General features: G+C 48.7%; 20 protein-coding genes. 14 read left to right on the top strand and 6 right to left on the bottom strand.

Going from position 1 to position 20593, the window contains the following annotated elements; translation table 11 throughout:
- Positions 1-58 precede the first annotated feature (58 nt).
- The 6 genes from PPG34_RS11035 (at position 59) to PPG34_RS11025 (ending at position 1842) form a co-directional block, all read left to right on the top strand.
- Positions 59-292 carry a FitA-like ribbon-helix-helix domain-containing protein gene (locus PPG34_RS11035; protein ID WP_313833351.1) on the top strand — a complete coding sequence of 78 codons (234 nt, stop codon included), beginning with the start codon at positions 59-61 and terminating at the stop codon, positions 290-292.
- Entirely contained in the window at positions 289-720 is a 432-nt protein-coding gene (locus PPG34_RS11030; protein WP_313833350.1) for a type II toxin-antitoxin system VapC family toxin, read from the top strand. The genes PPG34_RS11035 and PPG34_RS11030 overlap by 4 nt, the downstream gene beginning before the upstream one ends.
- Before the next feature lie 14 nt (positions 721-734).
- Positions 735-935, top strand: coding sequence for a hypothetical protein (locus tag PPG34_RS18385; protein ID WP_420888071.1), 201 nt, complete (start codon positions 735-737; stop codon positions 933-935).
- 12 nt (positions 936-947) lie between these two features.
- Positions 948-1199, top strand: a complete 252-nt coding sequence (locus PPG34_RS18380) for a WD40 repeat domain-containing protein (protein WP_420888070.1) — start codon at positions 948-950, stop codon at positions 1197-1199.
- A gap of 93 nt (positions 1200-1292) precedes the next feature.
- Complete coding sequence (locus tag PPG34_RS18375) at positions 1293-1385, top strand: hypothetical protein (protein WP_420888069.1); 93 nt, start codon at positions 1293-1295, stop codon at positions 1383-1385.
- A gap of 10 nt (positions 1386-1395) precedes the next feature.
- Positions 1396-1842 carry a WD40 repeat domain-containing protein gene (locus PPG34_RS11025; RefSeq protein ID WP_420888097.1) on the top strand — a complete coding sequence of 149 codons (447 nt, stop codon included), beginning with the start codon at positions 1396-1398 and terminating at the stop codon, positions 1840-1842.
- Positions 1843-1868: 26 nt separating this feature from the next.
- On the opposite strand, the gene PPG34_RS11020 is transcribed toward PPG34_RS11025, so the two are convergent.
- Positions 1869-2333 (bottom strand): DciA family protein, encoded by a 465-nt coding sequence (locus PPG34_RS11020; protein ID WP_313833348.1) that lies wholly within the window; start codon positions 2331-2333, stop codon positions 1869-1871.
- A 307-nt stretch (positions 2334-2640) separates the two neighbouring features.
- Between PPG34_RS11020 and smpB the strand changes: the two genes are divergently transcribed.
- Positions 2641-3120 carry an SsrA-binding protein SmpB gene (smpB, locus tag PPG34_RS11015; protein WP_313833347.1) on the top strand — a complete coding sequence of 160 codons (480 nt, stop codon included), beginning with the start codon at positions 2641-2643 and terminating at the stop codon, positions 3118-3120.
- A gap of 9 nt (positions 3121-3129) precedes the next feature.
- Here smpB and PPG34_RS11010 read toward each other — a convergent pair whose 3' ends face one another.
- Together PPG34_RS11010 and otsB are read right to left on the bottom strand one after the other, a co-directional pair.
- The gene (locus tag PPG34_RS11010; RefSeq protein WP_313833346.1) at positions 3130-5520 is read right to left on the bottom strand and encodes a glycoside hydrolase family 65 protein; all 2391 of its coding nucleotides are present in this window, start codon (positions 5518-5520) and stop codon (positions 3130-3132) included.
- Positions 5517-7103, bottom strand: a complete 1587-nt coding sequence (gene otsB, locus PPG34_RS11005) for a trehalose-phosphatase (protein WP_313833345.1) — start codon at positions 7101-7103, stop codon at positions 5517-5519. The genes PPG34_RS11010 and otsB overlap by 4 nt, the downstream gene beginning before the upstream one ends.
- 283 nt (positions 7104-7386) lie before the next feature.
- On the opposite strand from otsB, the gene PPG34_RS11000 reads away from it, so the two are divergent.
- The 4 genes from PPG34_RS11000 to ftsH all read left to right on the top strand — a co-directional run bounded on the left by PPG34_RS11000 (position 7387) and on the right by ftsH (position 12864).
- On the top strand, positions 7387-7719 hold the full coding sequence (locus PPG34_RS11000) for a PepSY domain-containing protein (protein ID WP_313833344.1): 333 nt from the start codon (positions 7387-7389) through the stop codon (positions 7717-7719).
- A 200-nt stretch (positions 7720-7919) separates the two neighbouring features.
- Positions 7920-10694: a cation-transporting P-type ATPase gene (locus PPG34_RS10995; protein ID WP_313833343.1), complete on the top strand. Its 2775-nt coding sequence runs from the start codon at positions 7920-7922 to the stop codon at positions 10692-10694.
- Between the two features lie 60 nt (positions 10695-10754).
- Entirely contained in the window at positions 10755-10961 is a 207-nt protein-coding gene (locus tag PPG34_RS10990; protein ID WP_313833342.1) for a cation transporting ATPase C-terminal domain-containing protein, read from the top strand.
- Positions 10962-11031: 70 nt separating this feature from the next.
- On the top strand, positions 11032-12864 hold the full coding sequence (gene ftsH / locus PPG34_RS10985; protein WP_420888096.1) for an ATP-dependent zinc metalloprotease FtsH: 1833 nt from the start codon (positions 11032-11034) through the stop codon (positions 12862-12864).
- 171 nt (positions 12865-13035) lie between these two features.
- On the opposite strand, the gene PPG34_RS10980 is transcribed toward ftsH, so the two are convergent.
- The 3 genes from PPG34_RS10980 to PPG34_RS10970 all read right to left on the bottom strand — a co-directional run bounded on the left by PPG34_RS10980 (position 13036) and on the right by PPG34_RS10970 (position 18072).
- A complete protein-coding gene (locus PPG34_RS10980) occupies positions 13036-13944 on the bottom strand; it encodes an AbiJ-NTD4 domain-containing protein (RefSeq protein ID WP_313833339.1) in 909 nt (302 codons plus the stop codon).
- A 458-nt stretch (positions 13945-14402) separates the two neighbouring features.
- Entirely contained in the window at positions 14403-16787 is a 2385-nt protein-coding gene (locus tag PPG34_RS10975; protein WP_313833338.1) for a phosphoketolase family protein, read from the bottom strand.
- A 52-nt stretch (positions 16788-16839) separates the two neighbouring features.
- Complete coding sequence (locus tag PPG34_RS10970; RefSeq protein ID WP_313834281.1) at positions 16840-18072, bottom strand: acetate/propionate family kinase; 1233 nt, start codon at positions 18070-18072, stop codon at positions 16840-16842.
- Positions 18073-18452: 380 nt separating this feature from the next.
- On the opposite strand from PPG34_RS10970, the gene PPG34_RS10965 reads away from it, so the two are divergent.
- From PPG34_RS10965 to PPG34_RS10955, 3 genes are read left to right on the top strand one after another with little or no spacing between them, the layout of a single operon-like run.
- Positions 18453-18698 carry a DUF6868 family protein gene (locus tag PPG34_RS10965; RefSeq protein ID WP_313833337.1) on the top strand — a complete coding sequence of 82 codons (246 nt, stop codon included), beginning with the start codon at positions 18453-18455 and terminating at the stop codon, positions 18696-18698.
- A 13-nt stretch (positions 18699-18711) separates the two neighbouring features.
- Positions 18712-19281, top strand: a complete 570-nt coding sequence (locus PPG34_RS10960) for a 2-oxoacid:acceptor oxidoreductase family protein (RefSeq protein WP_313833336.1) — start codon at positions 18712-18714, stop codon at positions 19279-19281.
- Positions 19282-19331: 50 nt separating this feature from the next.
- Complete coding sequence (locus PPG34_RS10955; RefSeq protein ID WP_313833334.1) at positions 19332-20588, top strand: transketolase C-terminal domain-containing protein; 1257 nt, start codon at positions 19332-19334, stop codon at positions 20586-20588.
- The last annotated feature ends 5 nt before the right edge of the window (positions 20589-20593 follow it).

Raw genomic sequence — 20593 nt, 5'->3', positions numbered from 1 at the left:
GGTCCATGATATCATTTTGCTATCATTTCAATCGCCAATCACTATATTCGAGGGGAACATGGCACAAGTCTTGGTGCGACAACTGAATGATAAAATAGTAGAGCGATTAAAAAAGCGGGCCAAAGAAAATGGCAGGTCGTTGCAATCGGAAGTAAAGACAATTCTAGAAGAAGCCGTCCCTGATTATGAGAGTGCCTGGAAACGGATTGCAAAGCTTCAGAAGACCCTTAAACAATCAGGCAGAAAATTTAGTGATAGTGCCACTCTCATTCGAGAGGATCGGGATCGGTGAGTCGCTATGTAGTGGATGCCAGCGTTGGAATTAAATGGTTTCTTCCTGAAATTCACTCCGAGGTCGCCAGCCGACTACAATTTTTGAATGCTTCTCTCCATGTCCCAGCCTTTTTCCATTTAGAATTAGGCAGTGTCCTCTCCAAACGAATCCGCCGAAATGAGCTGACCCCTGAAGAAGGAGAAACGATTCTCAAGGAATTGAAACAGATTCCCTTGCAGAAACATTCAGACGAACGATTATTTAAACCTGCGTTCGCTTTAGCTCTCCAAACCAAGCAAAGTTTATACGATTGCCTCTACCTGGCCCTCGCCGAAACCATAAATAGTCGGGTGGTAACCGCCGACCAAAAGTTTTTTTCTTCGTTGGGTTCTGGCGAATATGAAAATCGAGTAATTTGGGTTGAGGACCTTCCTATGGTGAAATAAACCAAAGGTAAAAAATGTCATCTTTGCAAATTTTTAGAACCTGCTTATTTATCATGAGCTTAATAGGCTTGAATCCTTTAAGCCATGCTCAATTGTACTTTCTCCCAAACGATAACGACACCACATCGGTAGCATTTCATCCAGATGGGAAATATTTCCTCTCTGCCGGCGGCTTTGATGGGACTATTCGTTTGTGGAATAAAGAGGAGTGTTAGTTTAAAGCCATTATGTTTATTCATGATCCTCGAATTCCTGAGGGTGAGGAGGATTTGGGGCCGTTTAGCTTGAGGAAAGGAATATTTTCTCTGGCCTGGAGTCCAAGCGGGGATCGGTTCGTTGCCGGTCTTCGCGATAGAACGGTTCGCTTATATGCTATACAAACAGATTTTGATGCACCAGAGCCAATATTTAAAGAATTGCAAGTTTTTCAAGGCCACGATGGAGGCCTTCGGTCTGTTACGTTTAGCCCTGATGGATAGTTCATTGCTTCCGCAGGTCATGATGGACGTATCCTTTTATGGGATCCCAAACAGGGGAACTATTATGTAAAAGAATTTGTTGGCCACACACATATGATTGAATCAATTGATTTTAGCCTTTATGGAAAATTTCTCGTTTCCGGAAGCTGGGATAAGACGGCTCGTATCTCGTATATGGAAAGTTGATTCTGGAAATGTGGTTAAAGTTTTTGAAGCAAGCGGAGGATTCTATTCGGTTCGGTGGAGTCCAGATGGGAAATATATCGTTGGGGCTGGTATTCATAGCTTTGGGGAAAAAGATCGTAATATCTATGTTTGGGATGTGGTAACAGGAAACGAAAGGAAAGAGTTTACCGACAAGGAAACGGTATCCGCTTGGGGGCTTAGTTTCAGCCTAGATGGAAGATACCTGGCAGTGGGGTCGGCAGATAGTTCTGGTTTGATTTCTATTTGGGATTTCCCGAGTGGAGAGGTGATAAGAAAACTGAAAGATCCAAGTGAAGGGGAACAACGCGCCTTGGATTTTAGTCCAGATGGGAAATATTTGGTTTCTGGGGGTGGACCAATTTTACTTTGGGATCTTGAATCCAGAAAGATTGTGCGCCAGTTTGGGATTTGTCATATAGATGAAGTTAGCAAATAAAGTACCCACCCCAAGAATAAAAATTATCAAATCTCGTTAGTACTGGAAGATAGTGCTTTGGAAATCACTCGTGTCAGTGAATAGCGTATCTCCTCATTGGTGACTTCTCGGGTAACTTCGGTTGCCGTCATGAGGGATTCTGGGGATACATGAGGGGCAATATTTCTTGATACTGGTTCATCCCAATGTTGTTCAGGAATTTCGCCGATCCGAAAGACAATGTCTTTTAGGTAGAGATTCGGTGTTTGGGATTGGATTTTTTCCATGAGCGTGGATTTCAGATACGTCAGTTGATGTAACCACACCGTCGTTTCGACGGCGATAAAAAGTTTGCGAAAGCGAATTCTGGTGGGCCATGTGTGCGCCGCCAACACATCTCCCACAATATCCTTCCATTGGGTTTGCAATCGATACTCCCACAGCCTGACGTCGAATCCTTGGCTTTGTGCCACGCCTTGTAATATGGCTTGAAAGGAGGTAAAGGATTGCATGGGGAGTCATTCTAGGATGGTGAAACCAAATGATCAACTTATGGGCAGCCTCATAGACATAAGGTTTGGGAACCACAACACATTGAGTGGAATGTGGTCTGTACAACCTGGTCCCGTCATCCCCGCGGTGGTATGCGGGGATCCAGATTGTAAGAGGTAAAATCAAAGAGCGCGAAACCCTGGATTCCCGCGGATATAATGGACGGAGCCATTGTTGGCTCCAGTGCCGCGAGAATGACTTTTTGAAAGTCGAGACGCTGCAGTCGGATTACATAGCACTTGGTCGTTCTCACAGAAGGCGTATTTCATGGCTGAAAAACAAGACAGTGGTTTCAAAACCGTTGGCTCAAATCGAAAGGCGTTTCACGACTATTCGATTGAAGAAAAAATTGAGGCGGGTCTCATTCTCAAGGGAACCGAAGTAAAGTCCCTTCGTGAGGGCCGGGTCAATTTGCGAGAAGGGTATGCCACTGTGGCGCAGGGAAAATCCATTCTTCATAACGTTCACATTGGGGAATACAGCCATGGCAACATTATGAATCATGAGCCGCTCCGGCCGCGGCCCTTATTGTTACACAAAAAACAAATTGAAAAGTTAACGGGCAAGGTGCAGCAAAAGGGGCTCACCATTGTTCCACTACGCATCTATTTTAATCCCCGCGGAATTGCCAAAGTCGAGTTGGGGTTGGCTCGTGGAAAAAAGAATTATGATCGACGTGAGACCATCAAGAAACGTGAGGCTGGAAGGGAAATGGAACGAGCCCTGAAATCCCGCCAGCGGGATTAAAAAAACCCCCTAAATCGAAGCGCTGACAATTTGCCCTGGTTTAAGCTTTTGGGATTTGCCTTTGATGGATATTCGAATGGGGGAGGATCGCCCAGGGCGTGATCCAATTTGAAAGGTCTCTTGGGTGACGGCCACATCCAAAGAATGTCCCCGATAAAACAGTCGAAGATTGAGTGCCTTCAATCCCTTAGGGAGGCAGGGATTAAAGTACAATGTTCCGCCCCGCGTTTCCAAGCCCGTATGCCCGCGTTGAATCAAATCTACGGTCCCCGCCATCGCGCCTAAATGAATCCCCTCGGCAGTAGTCCCAGACTGAACATCGGAAATATCCACCCGAAGCGCCGCTTTCAATAAATCCCATGCCTGCGCACGATCGGATCTTGCCGTTACCCAGGAATGGACTACCCGACTCAGGGAAGATCCATGAGCCGTTCGACTCAAGTAGTAGGCCACGTTTTGGGGAATCGTGGAATACTTAAAAGGATAGCCTAGCCGTTTAAACAAGATCCGCAATTCGTCTGACGAAAATAAATAAAACAACATCAACACATCAGCTTGTTTGGATAATTTGTATCGATTTGTTGAGTCCCCCTCGGCTTCGAGAATGCGATCCAGTCGATGAATGTCGCCATATTTTTCTCGATAGCGTTCCCAATCAAATTCTTCCAAGTCTTCATAACCTTCAAATTGGCTAATAATTCCTTTGTCATGAAAAGGTAGAAACATCTTCCGGCTGATGTCATCCCACAACTCGGCTTCCGTGGTGCTGATGTGCATGATCTCCCGAAGCTCCGTTCGGCTATCCACCGACAACATATCGAGTAATTCTAAGGCTCGACAAAAAACCCAGACCACCATGAGGTTGGTGTAGGCATTGTTGTTCAATCCAGGATGATCCGCTTTTGGGTACTGGTCGTGGTATTCATCGGGTCCCATCACATCAAAAATTTCATAGCGGTCTTTTTCCGCATTGTAGGACACGGCGCTGGCCCAAAACCGAGCAATCTCTAAAATCATTTCGGCGCCGTAAAACGAGAGAAATTCCCAATCGTCAGTGACTTGGAAATAGTGCCACACGTTGTACACAATGGCCGCATTGACATGTCGTTGGAGTGCACTGTTGTCCGGCGTCCATCGCCCTGATTGTGGATTGAGGTGGAGGCGCTGACTTTCCTCCCGGCCGTTGCTGCCCGATTGCCAGGGATAGAGCGCGCCGTTAAATCCGGCCTCCTGGGCATTTCTTCGAGCTTGATCCAACCGTCGATGACGATAGAGCAGAAGGGATTTCGTGATGTCCGGGATGCGAAGATTGAGAAATGGGAAAATAAACAGCTCATCCCAAAAAATATGACCACGATACGCCTCCCCATGGAGGCCTCTGGCGGGTACGCCCACGTCCAACCCAATCGTGCTTGGCGATGTGGTTTGGAGCAGGTGAAAAATATGCAGCCTCAAGGTGAGTTGAGAGTCTTCGCCATCTTGAATGCCGATATCGCATCGTTGCCACAATCGACTCAAGTGCTGTGTGTGCGATCTCAGTAAATCTTCAAATCCCGCCGCATTGGTGAGCGCCTGTCTGGCATCCAAACCACATTCTGAAATCCCATGGTCTCGTGCCGTGTACAGGGTGACTATTTTTTCAATGGTGAGGGGGCGCCCTTGCTTCATTGGAATGGTACATGCTTGCCCGATCAATTCGGGTTCTTGAATCACAGCACGTGTTGGATGTAACAAGGAATCATCCAGAACGAACCTGGTCCGCGCGGCTTCCGCAATGCGAAGCTTGGATTGATTCGTTTCCATGTAGAGAAAGATCTCGTCCTCTCCAACCACCGAAGATTCGATTCCCGCCAGATGTTTATTATTTAAGGCTTGGTAGCGAGCGACCCCGGCGTTGACCACGCGTCCATCCAGAGCGGAACGAACTTCCAAAGGCCCCGACCAATTCTCTGGGGTAATCACGACTTCCAATCCTGCCAGGTGATGAAGGCCAATATGCACAAACCGTCGGCTAGAGACCGTCGTTCGACGGAGTTGGCTATCTTGGAATTGCACGGCTCGATGCAGAACTCCAGCCTTCAAATCGAGTTCCTGACGATACGAGAGGATGTCGACCGCTTGGAGGTTAAACCAATTGGCGTCAGGATGACGAAAGGACAGGGATAACCAATTTGGCAGATTGACGAGATCTTCGTGTTCAATCGTGCGCCCCCCAATTTCAGTGTGCAAACGATTATACCCACCAGCGAGATAGGTGCCGGGATAGTGGGTGGAGTCGGCTTCAGCTTCGTGCGCCGCACCACGCGTAGCAAAATAGCCATTACCCAACGTGCACAAGGCTTCACGCAACCGTTCTTGCTCGGGATTAAATTCTTCGTACACTAACGACCAGTCGCTCATGAAGCCATACGGTCCAAGTGATGATACAAATGCATGAGAAATTGTTGCACCTCGTGAGGGTTTTCTAAGGCATATTGTGCAGAGGAAAACCGATATCCATCCTCCACCACGATTCCTATACCCATACCAGCTAACACACGAAACGCATTTTCGTCCGTCAGATCGTCTCCGATATAGACAGGAAAATAATTCTTTTCTTTCCAATCCAATCCATCAAGCAACCATAACAAGGCTTTGCCTTTATCCCATTCGAGCCGTGGTTGAATCTCAAAGACTTTCTTTCCTTCAGATCGTTGGAGGGTCGGAAAGGTTGATACGACCTGTGTCACCACGTGAGCAACCTTTGGTATCTGGTCTTGAGGAACCAGGCGATAATGCACGGTAATGGAGAATTTCTTTCGCTCAAGTAATAAACCGGGAATGCCAAGCAACCGGTCCCGAAGGTCTGACTCCGCCTGATCGAGTGCCGAAGTAAATTCTGTCCCGACTTCATGATGAAGATTCAGCTCTTGAGGTCCGGCAATATCGAACCCGTGGCTCCCCGCATAGATCAAGGAATCGAGTTTGACCAAATCCGAAACATCTTTGCGGTCTCGACCAGAGATAATACCAACCGGACATTGACGACTCAAAAGGGTCAAAGCCTCACGCATTTCAGAAGATAGCACGGCCAACTCTGGTCGATTCACAATTGGCGTTAATGTTCCATCGTAATCTAAAAAGACGATGACTCGTTTTTCATGAAATTCAGCCATCAATTTCTTGAATTGGTGGAGCGCAGAAGGCAAGGCTTGCGAGCTAATCCATAAGACCCCGGCTTCATCGAGGACTTCGATTTCAACCAAATCGGAAACAACCACATCCCCTCCATGAGAATGCAGAGCTTCGGACTGGCCCGCACGATCGATTCCTATCACCAAACCAAAATGTCCGGCCTGACCGGCTTCGACGCCGGCTAAGGCGTCTTCAAAGACCACGGCTTGTTGAGGGTGAACCCCGAGCAATTCCGCTGCCTTTACAAACGTATCAGGTTCCGGTTTGCCGTGCAGGTGAAAGGTCTTGGCGTCTCGGCCATCCACACTGACAGTAAAAAGGTCCTTTATTTCAGCGGCCTGAAGAATTTCCTGGCAGTTCTCGCTAGCCGTCACAACCGCGACCGTCTTTCCCCTCGCCTTAAGGAAATTGATCAGCGCAAGCGTCGAAGGAAAGACGTCTACACCCTGTGCATGAAGTGTTTCTAAGAATTTTCTGTTTTTGAGATTGCCCAATCCGCAAATGGTGTCATGGCTCGGGTGATCTGAGGGTTCTCCGTAAGGCAGGTCAATTCCGCGAGAATGTAAAAAACTGGTCACGCCATCATATCTCGGTTTCCCATCCACATACTGACGGTAATCCTGGACAGGGGCAAATGGCTGAAAAGGTACGCCCGTCTGTGAGGCACGGATATTGAGAAAGTCATCAAACATGTTCTTCCATGCCGCCGCATGAACCTTGGCTGTTTGGGTGACGACCCCATCCAAGTCAAAAATGGCGGCATCAAACTGAGATAAATTCAGCCTAGGGATTGAAGGGAGATTCTTCATTTCGGTATTCTTCGAAGCAATTCTTACACCAGAGGTTTCTTCCAATAAGGTCACATTTTAGTCCAAGGGGAACAATGAAGTTTAGATTTGCCTGTAGACCTTTACCCCAGTCAAGGAAAATAACCTTGTAGTGAAATGCCTCGTTGTTTAAATGGTCGAGAGCCTCAACGCATTGGGAAAGTTCGATAAATCCGGAGTCCTGTCTCTGGCATATTATTTGATACCTTCAAGAAAGATACTCTATATCAATGGACAATATTTTCATTCAAACAAAGGAGCACATATGACTATCAGTAAATCAGTTGTTTTGGTGTTACTCAGTGTGAGCGTACTTTTGGGCACAGGATGTGCGCATATGCGCAAGCACCACGAGCAATGCGAAATTAAAGAAAAAGTCCATGTCGCGGGTGAGGCCAAAGTCTCGGCAGACCAAGCTATCCAAACGGCCTTGCAAAAAGTGCCAGGAACGGTCGTGGAAGCGGAGCTTGAAGAGGAAAAGGATCACAAAGTCATCTGGGAAGTCGAAATCGTGACGACCGATGGGAAATTAATGGAAGTCGAAATCGACGCCAATACGGGTGAAGTGTTAGAAGTCGAAGAGGAAAAAGCTGACTGATGTGAGCCGTTATACGATAATAACTGATTTGGTGGTAACCAAATACTATTTTGTAGCACATGGGCAGCAGAGTATATCTGTGCGAAAAAAAGATGTGGTGTGAAAATTGAGATCAATCGATAGGCCCTCCCTGAATTTCCTTAGATTTTTTGGCATCTGGACCAATCATGTTCTTTGAAGCCACCGAACGGCAGCCGTAAATGCGTGTGAGCGAAGAAAAAAAGCCTAAGCTCACGATGTCCCAAGACACGCACCACCTTCCCGTTCATGAGGTGCTTCTTTTTCTAGAAACCGATGCCTCGCAAGGACTCCCTCAAAATGAAGCCGCGTCCCGGCTTGAGCGGTTTGGTCCGAATACCCTCCCAAGAATTCGCCGTCATGGTTCCTTCATGCGGTTCATTCTTCAGTTCCATCATCCCCTCATTTATATCCTCACAGCGTCCAGCGGAATCACGGCGCTCTTAGGCGAATGGGTTGATGCTGGTGTCATCTTCGGCGTGGTCTTGGTTAATGCCATAGTCGGATTTATCCAGGAATCTCGAGCTGAAAACGCCTTGGATGCTTTGATTGCGATGGTAAAAACAGAGGCGACCGTGTTGCGTGGCGGAGAGAAATGCAAAATTCCTTCCTCAGATCTAGTCCCGGGGGATGTGGTCCTGCTGGAGGCAGGAGACAAAGTTCCAGCTGATCTCCGGCTTACCAGTGTGCGCGAACTGCAGATTGACGAATCAGCCTTAACGGGTGAATCCCTCGTCGTTTCCAAGTCTGAGCATAGGCTTCCAACCGAAACACTGATGGCCGACCGTCAAAACATGGCCTACTCCAGTACTCTAGTGACTTCAGGTCAGGGAAAAGGTGTGGTCGTCAGTACAGGGTCGGCAACGGAAATTGGGCGAATTCATCAATTAGTTGGAGAAACGCCTGACATAGAAACACCGCTCACCAAGAAAATAGCCCATTTCAGCAAAATTCTCACAGTGGTGATTCTTGGATTAGCTGGTGTGACATTTGCGATCGGGATTTGGCGAGGGCAGTCAGCCGTTGAGATGTTTATGGCCGCGGTTGCCTTGGCTGTTGGGGCCATCCCTGAAGGCCTGCCGGCGGCGGTGACCATTACACTCGCCATTGGAGTCAGCCGAATGGCCAAACGCCATGCCATTATTCGCAAGCTCCCAGCAGTGGAAACCCTTGGGAGTACCACAGTGATCTGTTCAGACAAAACTGGCACACTCACAGAAAACCAGATGACGGTGCAAAGGGTTTGGGCAGGCGGGCAGTTATTCAGGGTTTCGGGAACCGGGTACAACCCAATGGGTGAATTCACAAAGGATGGTCAACTAGTGAATTGGGATCACGAACCGGCTTTGTCTGCCTGCCTCCTTGCGGGCGTCTTGTGCAATGACGCTCAGCTCGTTAAACAAAAAGAGAACTGGGATATTGTGGGTGATCCGACTGAAGGCGCCATGCTCGTGTCTGCCTGCAAAGGCGGATTGGATGTGAAGCAGATTCAGCATGAAGTGACGAGAGAGAACGTCCTCCCATTCGAATCTGAGAATCAATTTATGGCTACTCTGGATCGAAGAGGCGCTGACCAACAGGCAGTCATGTCAGTGAAGGGCGCCGTGGAGAAAATACTGAACCTCTGCCAGTATGAGCTCTCTGCTGATGGCCGGGAAGTTCCACTTGAGGCAAGCCGCGCTTTGCAGCAGGCTGAAACTTTAGCAGGACAAGGTCTGCGCGTGTTGGCCATGGCCCGATCAACAGAAGGGAAACACGTGGAAGGGCATTCGTTGAAGCAAGCTGCCTCAGCGGGAGAACTCGTTTTTCTTGGATTACAAGCTATGATGGACCCGCCACGCCCCGAGGCCATTGCTGCGGTGGGCAATTGTCAAAAAGCTGGAATTGCCGTGAAAATGATCACCGGTGACCACGCCATGACCGGGCGCGCCATCGCCGAGCAGATTGGGTTGATTCCGGAAACACCAGTGGGAACAGAATCGAATTTGGTCATGACGGGAAGCGCCATTGCAACCACTCCTCATAATGCGCTACCCAGAGCTGTTGATCGAAGCGTGGTCTTTGCCCGAGTGTCACCAGAACAGAAACTGCGTCTTGTCGAAGCGCTTCAGACCGAAGGGCACATCGTGGCTATGACAGGGGATGGTGTGAACGATGCCCCTGCCCTCAAACAAGCCGACATCGGTATCGCGATGGGACGTGTGGGGACGGAAGTCGCAAAAGAGTCTTCTGATATGGTGCTGACCGATGACAACTTTGCGTCTATTGAAGCGGCTGTAGAAGAAGGGCGTGGTGTCTTTGACAACCTCACCAAATTTATTGTCTGGACCCTGCCAACCAATATGGGAGAAGGCTTGGTCATCATGGTGGCTATTGGTGCGGGGTTTGCGCTTCCGATTCTTCCAGTTCAAATTTTGTGGATCAATATGACCACTGCGGTGGCTTTGGGGCTTATGCTAGCTTTTGAGCCAAAAGAAACAGGGATCATGGATCGTCCTCCCCGTGACCCCGGGCAACCACTGCTGACGGGCGCATTACTCTGGCGTATTGTTCTCGTTGGCGCGTTGCTCTTGGCTGGTTCCTTTGGTTTATTTCTTTGGGAACAAGAAAGAGGGAGCACCGTGGTTGAAGCCAGAACAGTGGCTGTCAACGTGTTTGTCGTGGTAGAAATGTTTTATCTTTTCAATTGTCGCTCGTTAGAACGGTCATTGCTTCAATTAGGGCTGTTTTCCAATCCCTGGGTGACGTGGGGGGTCATTGTCATGATCGCTTTGCAACTTCTCTTCACCTATGCACCCTTCATGCATTCCCTGTTTCATTCCGCTCCAATTGATGGTGGAACATGGCTTCCCATATTAGGAATTGGAGTTGCGTCCTATTTCATAGTTGGATTAGACAAGTGGGTTCGACACAGGTTCACAACAAAAAATAACGAAGCAGTGGTTGCAGGCTCATAACCCGCATTCCCAAATTCCCCCTAAAGAGTTCAATCCCTTTGAGGCTTAGAACCTTCAAATTTGCCTTGCGGCAATAATTGGATTCTCCTATTTGGTATCCTGGCAGCCCAAGGCATTTATATTCTGGCCATGTATGTGCCCATGACCCAGTCGGTTCTTCATGTAACCCCAGTATCTTTGGAAGAATGGGGAACCCTGCTATTCTTGGCCTCCACCATCCTCATCACCGTGGAAATTTTCAAGGTCGTCAAAAGACGATCGGTGTAAATTTCTTTTTCCTCAAACACATGGAGATACAGGGCTTTTGCAGGGGCCCAGGACCGTGTACAATTCAGTCATGGATAAAAAACAGCGCATTTCAATTTGGTACTTTCTCATTGCCTTTTGGCTCCTCATCATCTTTCAGGAAGTCTACCTGGCCTCCCAACACCTGGATGAGGTGCCCTATAGTCAATTTAAGATTTGGCTTGCCGAGGACAAGGTGGACGAAATCGCCATTACCGATACCGAGATAAACGGAAAGCTCAAACCCGAAACCCCAGATAAGGAGCCACAGTGGTTTAAAACTATCCGCGTTGACGATCCCAACTTGGTCAAACAGCTAGAGGAAAAAGGGGTGGAATATGCTGGGGTCATTGTTAGCACGCTGTGGCGCGATGTGGCTTCCTGGGTCATTCCCATTTTAATTTTTGCCGGCGTGTGGTTTTGGCTGTTGCGCAAAATGGGGCAAGGCGCAGGGGGAGGGTTCATGCGAATTGGCCAATCCAAGGCCAAAATCTATGTGGAAAAAGACATCAAGGTGAAGATGAGCGATGTTGCAGGAGTAGATGAAGCGAAAGATGAGCTTGTCGAGGTCATCGAATTTTTGAAAACTCCGCAAAAATTCACTCGGATCGGTGGAAGAATCCCAAAGGGGGTGTTGCTCGTCGGACCCCCAGGTACGGGAAAAACCCTGTTGGCTAAGGCCATTGCGGGGGAGTCAGGGGTGACGTTCTTTTCCATCAGTGGATCGGAGTTTGTAGAAATGTTTGTAGGCGTGGGGGCTGCGCGCGTGCGTGATTTATTTGAGCAAGCCAAAGGCAAAGCCCCATGCATAATTTTCATTGATGAATTGGATGCCCTGGGCAAGGCCCGTGGCACTGGACCCATGACCCATGAAGAGCGGGAGCAAACCCTCAACCAGTTGCTCGTGGAAATGGATGGGTTTGATCCCAAAGTGGGGGTGATTATTTTGGCCGCAACGAACCGGCCCGAAATCCTTGACCCCGCATTGATGCGAGCTGGCCGGTTTGATCGACAAGTGCTCGTGGATCGACCGGATCGGAAAGGTCGCGAAGCCATTTTAAAAATCCACTCGAAAATTATTCAAATGGGACCAGACGTCAAACTGGAGAACATCGCGGCCATGACACCAGGAATGGTTGGGGCTGATCTGGCTAACATTATTAATGAAGGCGCGCTGTTAGCAGTTCGTCGTGATCGGGAAATTGTTGAGCAGCGTGATTTGGAAGAAGCGGTGGAACGGGTCGTGGCAGGATTAGAAAAAAAGAATCGAATTCTCAGCCAAGAAGAAAGGCGACGCGTAGCCCATCACGAAATCGGGCATGCCCTAGTAGCCTTGTCTCTCAAGGGTGTGGACCCTGTGCAAAAGATTTCGATTATTCCTCGAGGTATTGCTGCCTTGGGCTACACACTGCAGACGCCAACAGAGGACCGTTACTTACTCACCCGCAGCGAGCTAGAAAACAAAATTGCCGTGTTGCTTGGTGGTCGTATAGCGGAAGAAATAGTTTTTGGCGAAGCGTCAACCGGCGCTGCCGACGATCTGCAAAAAGCCACGAACATTGCCAAGCGTATGGTCAAAGACTATGGCATGAGCGATTTGTTGGGTACTGTGTCTTTGGAGAACGCGGCCCAACCCACGTTTCTTCAAACCAGAGAATCCAGTTACGGACATGAGTATTCTGAAGAAACTGCTAGAGAAATCGACCAGGAAGTTCGCAAGTTCATCGATAACCAAGCCAACCGAGTAAAAGATCTCCTCACCGAACTCAAGCCCGTCCTCCTCGAAGCCGCACAAGTGCTCATGACAAAAGAAACCATGACCGGCGACGATTTACGAGCATTAATGGAGGGTAGAGAGAAAGGAGCGGGGCTGCAAACTATCTAAGGCTTTATTCTAGATTGCCAACCTCCGATGGGGAAAATAATATTTAGGGTAAATGGATTTTCCTCTTAGCTTGTAAAGTCTTTTTCAGTTTTCACTATGGTAAATAAGCAGAGAGAGAAAGCCCTTTGGCGATGGAAAAGCCAAAAAAATGAATTGTTAAATCTTTTCACATTAAATGTTCCTAGCCCTAATTAACAATAAAATCATGGAGAATAAACGGTGGAATAGATAATCAATATGTAAGGGCTCGTTAATTGCCGTTTGCGTTACTTCAGAATGCCGAATATGAAATGTGTTCCCAATATCTGATAGTTTGCGAGCTTCTTCCTCTAATAATCCCCTAAATTTTTCCTCAGCTGCAGCCTTATCAAGAAGCTGAGAAATAGAATCCTTTTTGTCTAAAGGCACTTCAATGGATTTTAATCTTTCCCATGAATCCCATAAACGCTCAACAGCCTCTCGGCGAATTGTAGGATTTGGATCGAGAAACTTTCTACGGGCCTCCTCCAACATTTGATTCAAGGTGCCATCACCAGTGGAGAAGTTAGCTGACTCTAACTCCTCCCTAAGGACAGCCGGAGCTAACCGAATAATATTGCCATCCTGTTTTAACTCGTATGAAACGCCATTTCGAGAAAATATCCGATTAATCTTTTGGCGAAACTCATCTTTCCCAGTTTGGGAATCAAAAGACAAATGGTAATGCTTGTGCCATTCATGATAAGTGCCCTGAATGGGTTTAGAGACATGTAAATAACAGAATTGTACAAAGTCTAAAACGACTAGTTCAGAGGGAGAGTACGGAATTTCTTCCCAGCGATATCCTTCTTGCTGCCTTTGAGTTGTTTTCAGTGGCCACTCTAGCTCAGGGATCTCTGCCTGAATTGCCAGAGAGAATGCCGATTCATCTGTGCCCACTGGTAATGTTCCATCTAGGCATACTTCGGGAAAATGTTCACCAAAAGCTCCTGTGGAAATGAGCCCTTTCACCGCTGCTACTATACCGCCCCAAACGCTTGGCAATATTACGTCTTCAGTCCGTGCTTTGGAGCCATGTTCTTGATCGCTAAAGTATTCCATTCGTCAAGGGCGGCCTTGTATGAAAAAGACAGCTTAAAGCCCGTGAAAATTTAAAATTGTAATTTTGGAAAGATTTATATTTTATGATTATAGAACCTGCGATCTTCCCAATCAAAAACTTTGTTCTCTGCGCCTTGGGTGCAACGGAGCCACAATCCCGAATCGAGTTCTTTGGCGAAGACTGTTTGAGCCTTGCGAGTTCCTGAGCCATTTAATTCGGGGTTATGGCGGAGGCACCCGGAAGAGAATGGTGAATAAATTCCTCTCACCATTCTCTGGAGGGCCGTGCACGGGCGAACATGGTTTTAGGTCCTTTTGTCGAAACAAAAGGACCTCGTCGAGCGGGGGATGCCCCGATAGGAAAGGGATTCATCATTTTTGTCATTCTGAGTATAACGAAGAATCTCACCCCCTAAATGCAGATCCTTCCCTTGGCTCAGGATGACAAGCAAGGATTCTTACCTCCCCGGCCATTTCCAATTCCGAATCTCCGGCATATCCTCTCCATACTTCGCGATGTATTCCTTGTGGTCGATCAGTTTGTCGCGGATGGCTTGTTTCACGTAGGCCGCGTGATAGCCGAGTCTGGGAACGCGGTCGATGACGTCTTCTACCAAGTGAAAACGATCCAGATCATTGCGAACGACCATATCAAATGGCGTGGTGGTCGTGCCTTCTTCTTTGTACCCACGAACGTGCAGATTCCAATGATTCGTTCGTCGATAGGTCAAACGATGAATCAGCCAGGGATAGCCGTGAAACGCAAAGATGATCGGTTTGTCCGTTGTAAAGAGTGTATCAAATTCTTTATCCGTTAAACCGTGGGGATGCTCGCGTGGCTGTTGAAGTTTCATGAGGTTGACGACATTAATGACACGGACCTTCAGGTCAGGAAGGTATTGGCGAAGCAAATCCACGGCCGCGAGCGTTTCCAACGTTGGGGTGTCGCCGGCACAAGCGAGAACCACATCGGGGTCAGCCCCTTTGTCATTGCTCGCCCATTCCCACATCCCGATGCCTGCGGTGCAATGTTTGATAGCGGCGTCCATGTTCAGATATTGCGGTTGGGGCTGTTTGCCGGCCACGATCACATTGATGAAATTTCGACTCCGCAGACAATGATCCGTCACCCATAAGAGACTATTGGCATCCGGCGGGAGATACACCCGAATCACTTCGGCTTTCTTGTTGACCACATGATCAATAAACCCTGGGTCTTGATGCGAAAACCCGTTGTGATCCTGTCGCCACACATGGGACGACAGTAAATAGTTCAGTGAGGCAATCGGTTGACGCCAAGGAATTTCTTTTCCAGTCACTTTGAGCCACTTCGCATGTTGGTTGAACATGGAGTCCACGACGTGGACAAAGGCCTCATACGTGTTAAAGAAACCGTGACGCCCGGTGAGCAAGTACCCTTCCAACCACCCTTGGCAGGTGTGTTCACTCAAAATTTCCATCACCCGACCATCGGCGGCTAAGTGGTCGTCCTCGGGCAAGGTCTCGGCGACCCAGGCACGACTGGTGACTTCGAACACCGCCCCTAATCTATTGGACGCGGTTTCATCTGGCCCAAAGATGCGAAAGTTTTTTTGTTCGAGATTCCGCTTCAGGACGTCCCGAAGAAATTGTCCCATCACTCGCGTGCTTTCGCCAATGACTTGTCCGGGTTGAGAGACCTCGATCGCGTAATCTCGAAAATTCGGCATTTTTAACGCCTTGAGGAGTAAGCCGCCATTAGCATGTGGGTTCGCGCCCATGCGCCGAAGGCCGGTGGGGGCGAGGGCTGCCAGTTCGGGTTTCAATTGGCCGTTCTCATCAAACAGGGTTTCCGGGTTGTAACTCTTCATCCATTTTTCCAAAAGTTTTAAGTGCGAAGGATTGCCAGCCATCCCGGAGAATGGAACTTGATGGGATCGCCAATATCCTTCCGCTTTTTGTCCATCTACTTCTTTGGGGCCGGTCCATCCCTTTGGCGTTCGCAAAATAATCATAGGCCATAAGGGTCTCGTCGCCTCCCCTTTCTTTCTTGCGGAATGTTGGATGCGATGAATCTGCTGGATTGCCTTGTCCATGGTTTCGGCCATCAATTGGTGCATGGTCGCGGGATCATCGCCTTCCACCCACAACGGATGATACCCATACCCGACAAACAAACTTTCCAACTCCTTGTGGGGAATACGAGCCAGGACCGTGGGGTTGGCAATCTTGTAGCCATTCAAATGCAAGATGGGTAAGACCGCGCCGTCTGTGACCGGATTAAGAAATTTATTCGAATGCCAGGCTGCGGCCAAAGGACCGGTTTCTGCTTCCCCATCTCCTACGACACAGGATACGATGAGATCCGGATTATCCAGCACCGCCCCAAATGCATGTGACAACGCATAGCCTAGTTCTCCACCTTCGTGAATCGATCCTGGCGTCTCCGGGGCCACATGGCTCGGGATTCCTCCGGGAAAGGAAAACTGCTTGAACAGCCGTTTCATTCCCTCCGTATCTTGCGAGATGTCGGGGTAGACCTCGCTATAGGTGCCTTCTAAATAAGTATTCGCCACAAGCGCGGGGCCGCCATGGCCAGGTCCGGCGATGTACAGCATGTTGAGATCGTGTTCCTTAATCACACGATTCAAGTGGACATAAATGAAATTGAGTCCAGGGGTCGTACCCCAATGTCCTAGTAACCTGGGTTTCACATCCTCAACTTTTAACGGCTGGCGCAGCAGGGGATTATCAAGCAAGTAGATCTGCCCCACGGAGAGATAGTTAGCTGCCCGCCAATAGGCATCCATCAGTTTCAACAACGCCGGCATCAAAGTTTTGGATTTTGATGTTGAAGTAGGCATGGTAGTCTCCAAGTGCTATTGAGTATGAGAGAGGTTAATCAGTGTAAAGGCATTATGTTGTATTCGATCGAGTCAGACATTCCACAGTTTGCTGAGCGATTAGCATTTCCTCGTCAGCGGCAACGACATAGGCTGGAAGGTGAGCCTGGTCTTTGGTAATGCAGGTGGCCATTCCAGGAGAGAGGTGAATGGCTTGCTCGTTTCTTGTCGGTTCGAGTTGCAACCCGCACCATTCCAGATTCTCGCAGATGCGCTGTCGGATGTCCGGCGATGCCTCCCCAATCCCACCTCCAAAGATAATCGCCTCCGCTCCGCCTAAAGTTGCAAGGTACGCCCCAATGTATTTCCGTGCCCGATAACAGAATAGGTCAATGGCCAAGGTGGCTTGTTCATCATGGTTATGATTGGCTGCCTCCAAAAGCATGCGCATGTCCGAAGATTGTCCGGACACCCCCAAAAGCCCTGATTTGTGATTCAGCCACTTTTCAACTTCGGCGCATGTCACGTGTTCCTTCTCGGCTAGATAATTCACAAGAGCCGGGTCCAGGTCGCCCGAGCGCGTGCCCATGACTAAGCCTTCTAATGGAGTGAATCCCATTGAAGTATCAACCGATCGACCTCCTTTCGAGGCCGTGATGGAGCACCCATTGCCCAAGTGCAAACTGATTACGCGATCTTGTTGATGACTCTCTCCCCTATGCGTGACATACCCCTGAACAAGCGACGCGTGGGCAATGCCATGGAACCCATATCGCTTGATATGATGACGAGTGGCCAACTCATGGGGAATCGCATACGTGGAGGCGACCTTTGGCATGTCGTGATGAAACGCTGTATCAAAGACACACACCATGGCTACGGATTCTCCCAGAATAGTTCGGGTCTCTTGAATACCTTTCAGGGCAAGGGGGTTGTGCAGAGGAGCAAGGTCGCAAAGACGTTCTAACGTCGAGAGGACTCCAGCATTGACCACGGTTGGTTGGGTGAATACATCGCCGCCGTGAACCACACGATGGCCAACCGCATGAATCGTTGATGGAGAAAATTCCTCATAGAGGTTGAAATGATCAAAAAGGAATGTTGTGCCTTGGGTATGGTTGGTAGCCACCAAACTTTCCTGAACAGGGGGACGGTCTGAGAAGTAAAGACGTAACGTTGATTGAGAAGTGCCTATTCCATCGATAGATCCTCGACCCAAGGGGTAAAGCATGTCATGGCTTGGGCGTGACTCAGCCATCAAAAATTTTATAGAGGAGCTTCCGTAATTCAGGGCCAACACTTTCATAAGGATTGAACCAGCCATTCCAAGGACATATCAATATTGTGATGCAAAACGTATTCCTTCCATCAGTGAAGATCTAGGATAAAATTGCAGTGCGCTCCTAATCTTCAGAATGCTTTTTCACTAGGGGATATTTAAGAATGGGGCCTACCGGTATCAAAGTGGGGATATTTTAAAAATTCCTCAGTGACGCATTTTACCCCAACTCAATAGATTTCATCAGTCCCCCTCCTCCTCAGTTCTATTAGACCTTCCGAGGCTTTCGCCTGCGAAAAATCATCGAAAGTCAGGTGGTTGGGCATGGTGACGATTGCCGGCATCCTTCTTGCGTGGGATTTAGAAGTAAGAGGAATGAAGGAAACCCCAAGCCAGGAGGTCCCAACATGATGACTATCACAGAACTGACGGAACTTCTGGGCTGGGCTTCAGTAATCAACATCTGCTTCCTCTTAGTTTCTTTTTTCTTTGTGGCGTGGATGCGAGAAACAGCCATAAAAATCCATAGCTATTTTTTTGGATTAAATGAGCAAGATCTCCTTCGTGCCTATTTTCAATATTTGGCGCAGTACAAAATTGTCGTCTTAGTGTTTTTTGTTGTTCCCTATTTTGCATTGAAAATCATGAGCTAAAGGAAAAGGATTCATGCTGCAAGTTCGAATTCATGGCCGTGGAGGGCAAGGCGTGGTGACAGCGGCGGAACTGTTGTCCATGGCCTCGTTTCTGGATGGAAAATTTGCCTTGGCCTTTCCCAGTTTTGGATCTGAGCGGACAGGAGCGCCGGTGGCGGCCTTCTGTCGGATCAGCGACCGCCAACTACGAGCACGAGAACCCATCGTAAATCCTGATGTGATTATTGTTCAGGATTCGACTCTTCTTCACCAGGTCGAGGTATTTGCTGGCTTACAGTCTGATGGTGCCGTGCTGATTAACTCAACCCGAACCGCTCGTGAATTGGGAATAGATGAGCTGTGTTCCACGTTATCGGAACATCAGTGTTGTATCTTTCCAGCCACGGACATTGCCAACAAATTTCTCCATCGTCCCCTTCCGAACGCCGCGTTAGTCGCCGGTTTTGCGGCCCTGACGCAAGAAGTTTCCTTGTCATCTATCGAAAAGGCCATTCAGGAAAAATTTCCTGGCTCGATAGGCGAACTCAATATTGAAATTGCGAGAGAGGCCTATGACTATGTGGGGTCACAGGTAGCCGTGTAGACGTCTCTCCCTTTTACGAAGAGAAAAGAGGAAGAGGAGGAAGACAAAAAGTGAAACAACAAATTGAAGGATCACAAGCCGTTGCTAAGACTGTTGCCATGTGCCGCCCAGAAGTGGCGGCCTGTTATCCGATTTCCCCCCAGACCCATATTGTGGAAACGCTATCGTGTCTAGTGAAAGCCGGGGAAGTCGGCCCGTGCCAGTTTCTCAACGTGGAATCAGAATTTGGCGCCTTGAGTGTCTTGATTGGTGCGTCGGCGGCTGGTGCACGAACGTACACCGCAACGACGAGCCAAGGTCTGTTGTTCATGGCCGAAGCCGTCTATAACGCGGCGGGTCTCGGTTTGCCCATCGTCATGACCATTGCCAATCGCGCAGTAGGAGCGCCCATCAATATTTGGAATGACCATTCGGATAGCATGGCACTACGAGATTCGGGATGGATACAATTGTTTGCCGAGGACAATCAGGAGGCGGTCGATCTTCACATTCAAGCCTTTCGCTTAGCGGAATCCTTAAGCTGCCCAGTCATGGTGTGCATGGATGGCTATATCCTCACGCATGCAGTGGAGGCCGTGGATCTTCCGACTCAAGAACAAGTGGATTTCTTTCTTCCGCCGTACGAGCCGGTTCAGATGCTCGACCCTGCTGATCCTGTTTCCATCGGTTCGATGGTGGGACCTGATGCATTTATGGAAGTTCGATATTTGGCGCATCATAAACATCTCCAGGCGCTCGAAGCCCTTCCCAGAATCCAAAAAGAATTTCAACAACCCTTCGGTCGCCCTTCCGGCGGATTGCTGGAGTCTTATCAAACAGAGGGTGCGGAGACTATTATTGTCGCCCTCGGTTCGGTGAATGGCACGATTAAGGATGCTGTGGATGATTTACGGAAGGAAGGTCTCGCCGTTGGTGCAGTGAAGATCGTATCGTATCGACCATTCCCCAAGTACCCATTGCGACAAGCCTTGGGTCAGGCAAAAAGGGTGATTGTGGTGGAAAAGGATTTGTCCGTGGGCAAGGGCGGTATCGTATCGAGTGAAGTGAAAATGGCGCTTCGACATTTGCCCGTGATGGTCGAGACGGTGATTGCAGGATTGGGAGGACGAGCCATTCCCAAAGCATCTATTGTACGGGTCGTGCATGAAGCGCTTTCCGAAGAAGGGCTAGAGGAACCCCATTTCCTGGATTTGAATTGGGATGTCATTAATCACGAGTTGGTTCGTCAACAAGCCAAACGTCGATCTGGTCCCACCCCGGAAAACCTTCTGCGAGAGGCCGGAACATTTGGAGTGAAGGCAGGATAACCACC

Source organism: Candidatus Nitronereus thalassa (assembly GCF_032191465.1).
Classification (GTDB): Bacteria; Nitrospirota; Nitrospiria; order Nitrospirales; family UBA8639; genus Nitronereus; species Nitronereus thalassa.
The sequence above is the reverse complement of the archived record's forward strand: the minus strand, read 5'-3'. Positions and strand labels throughout refer to the sequence as shown.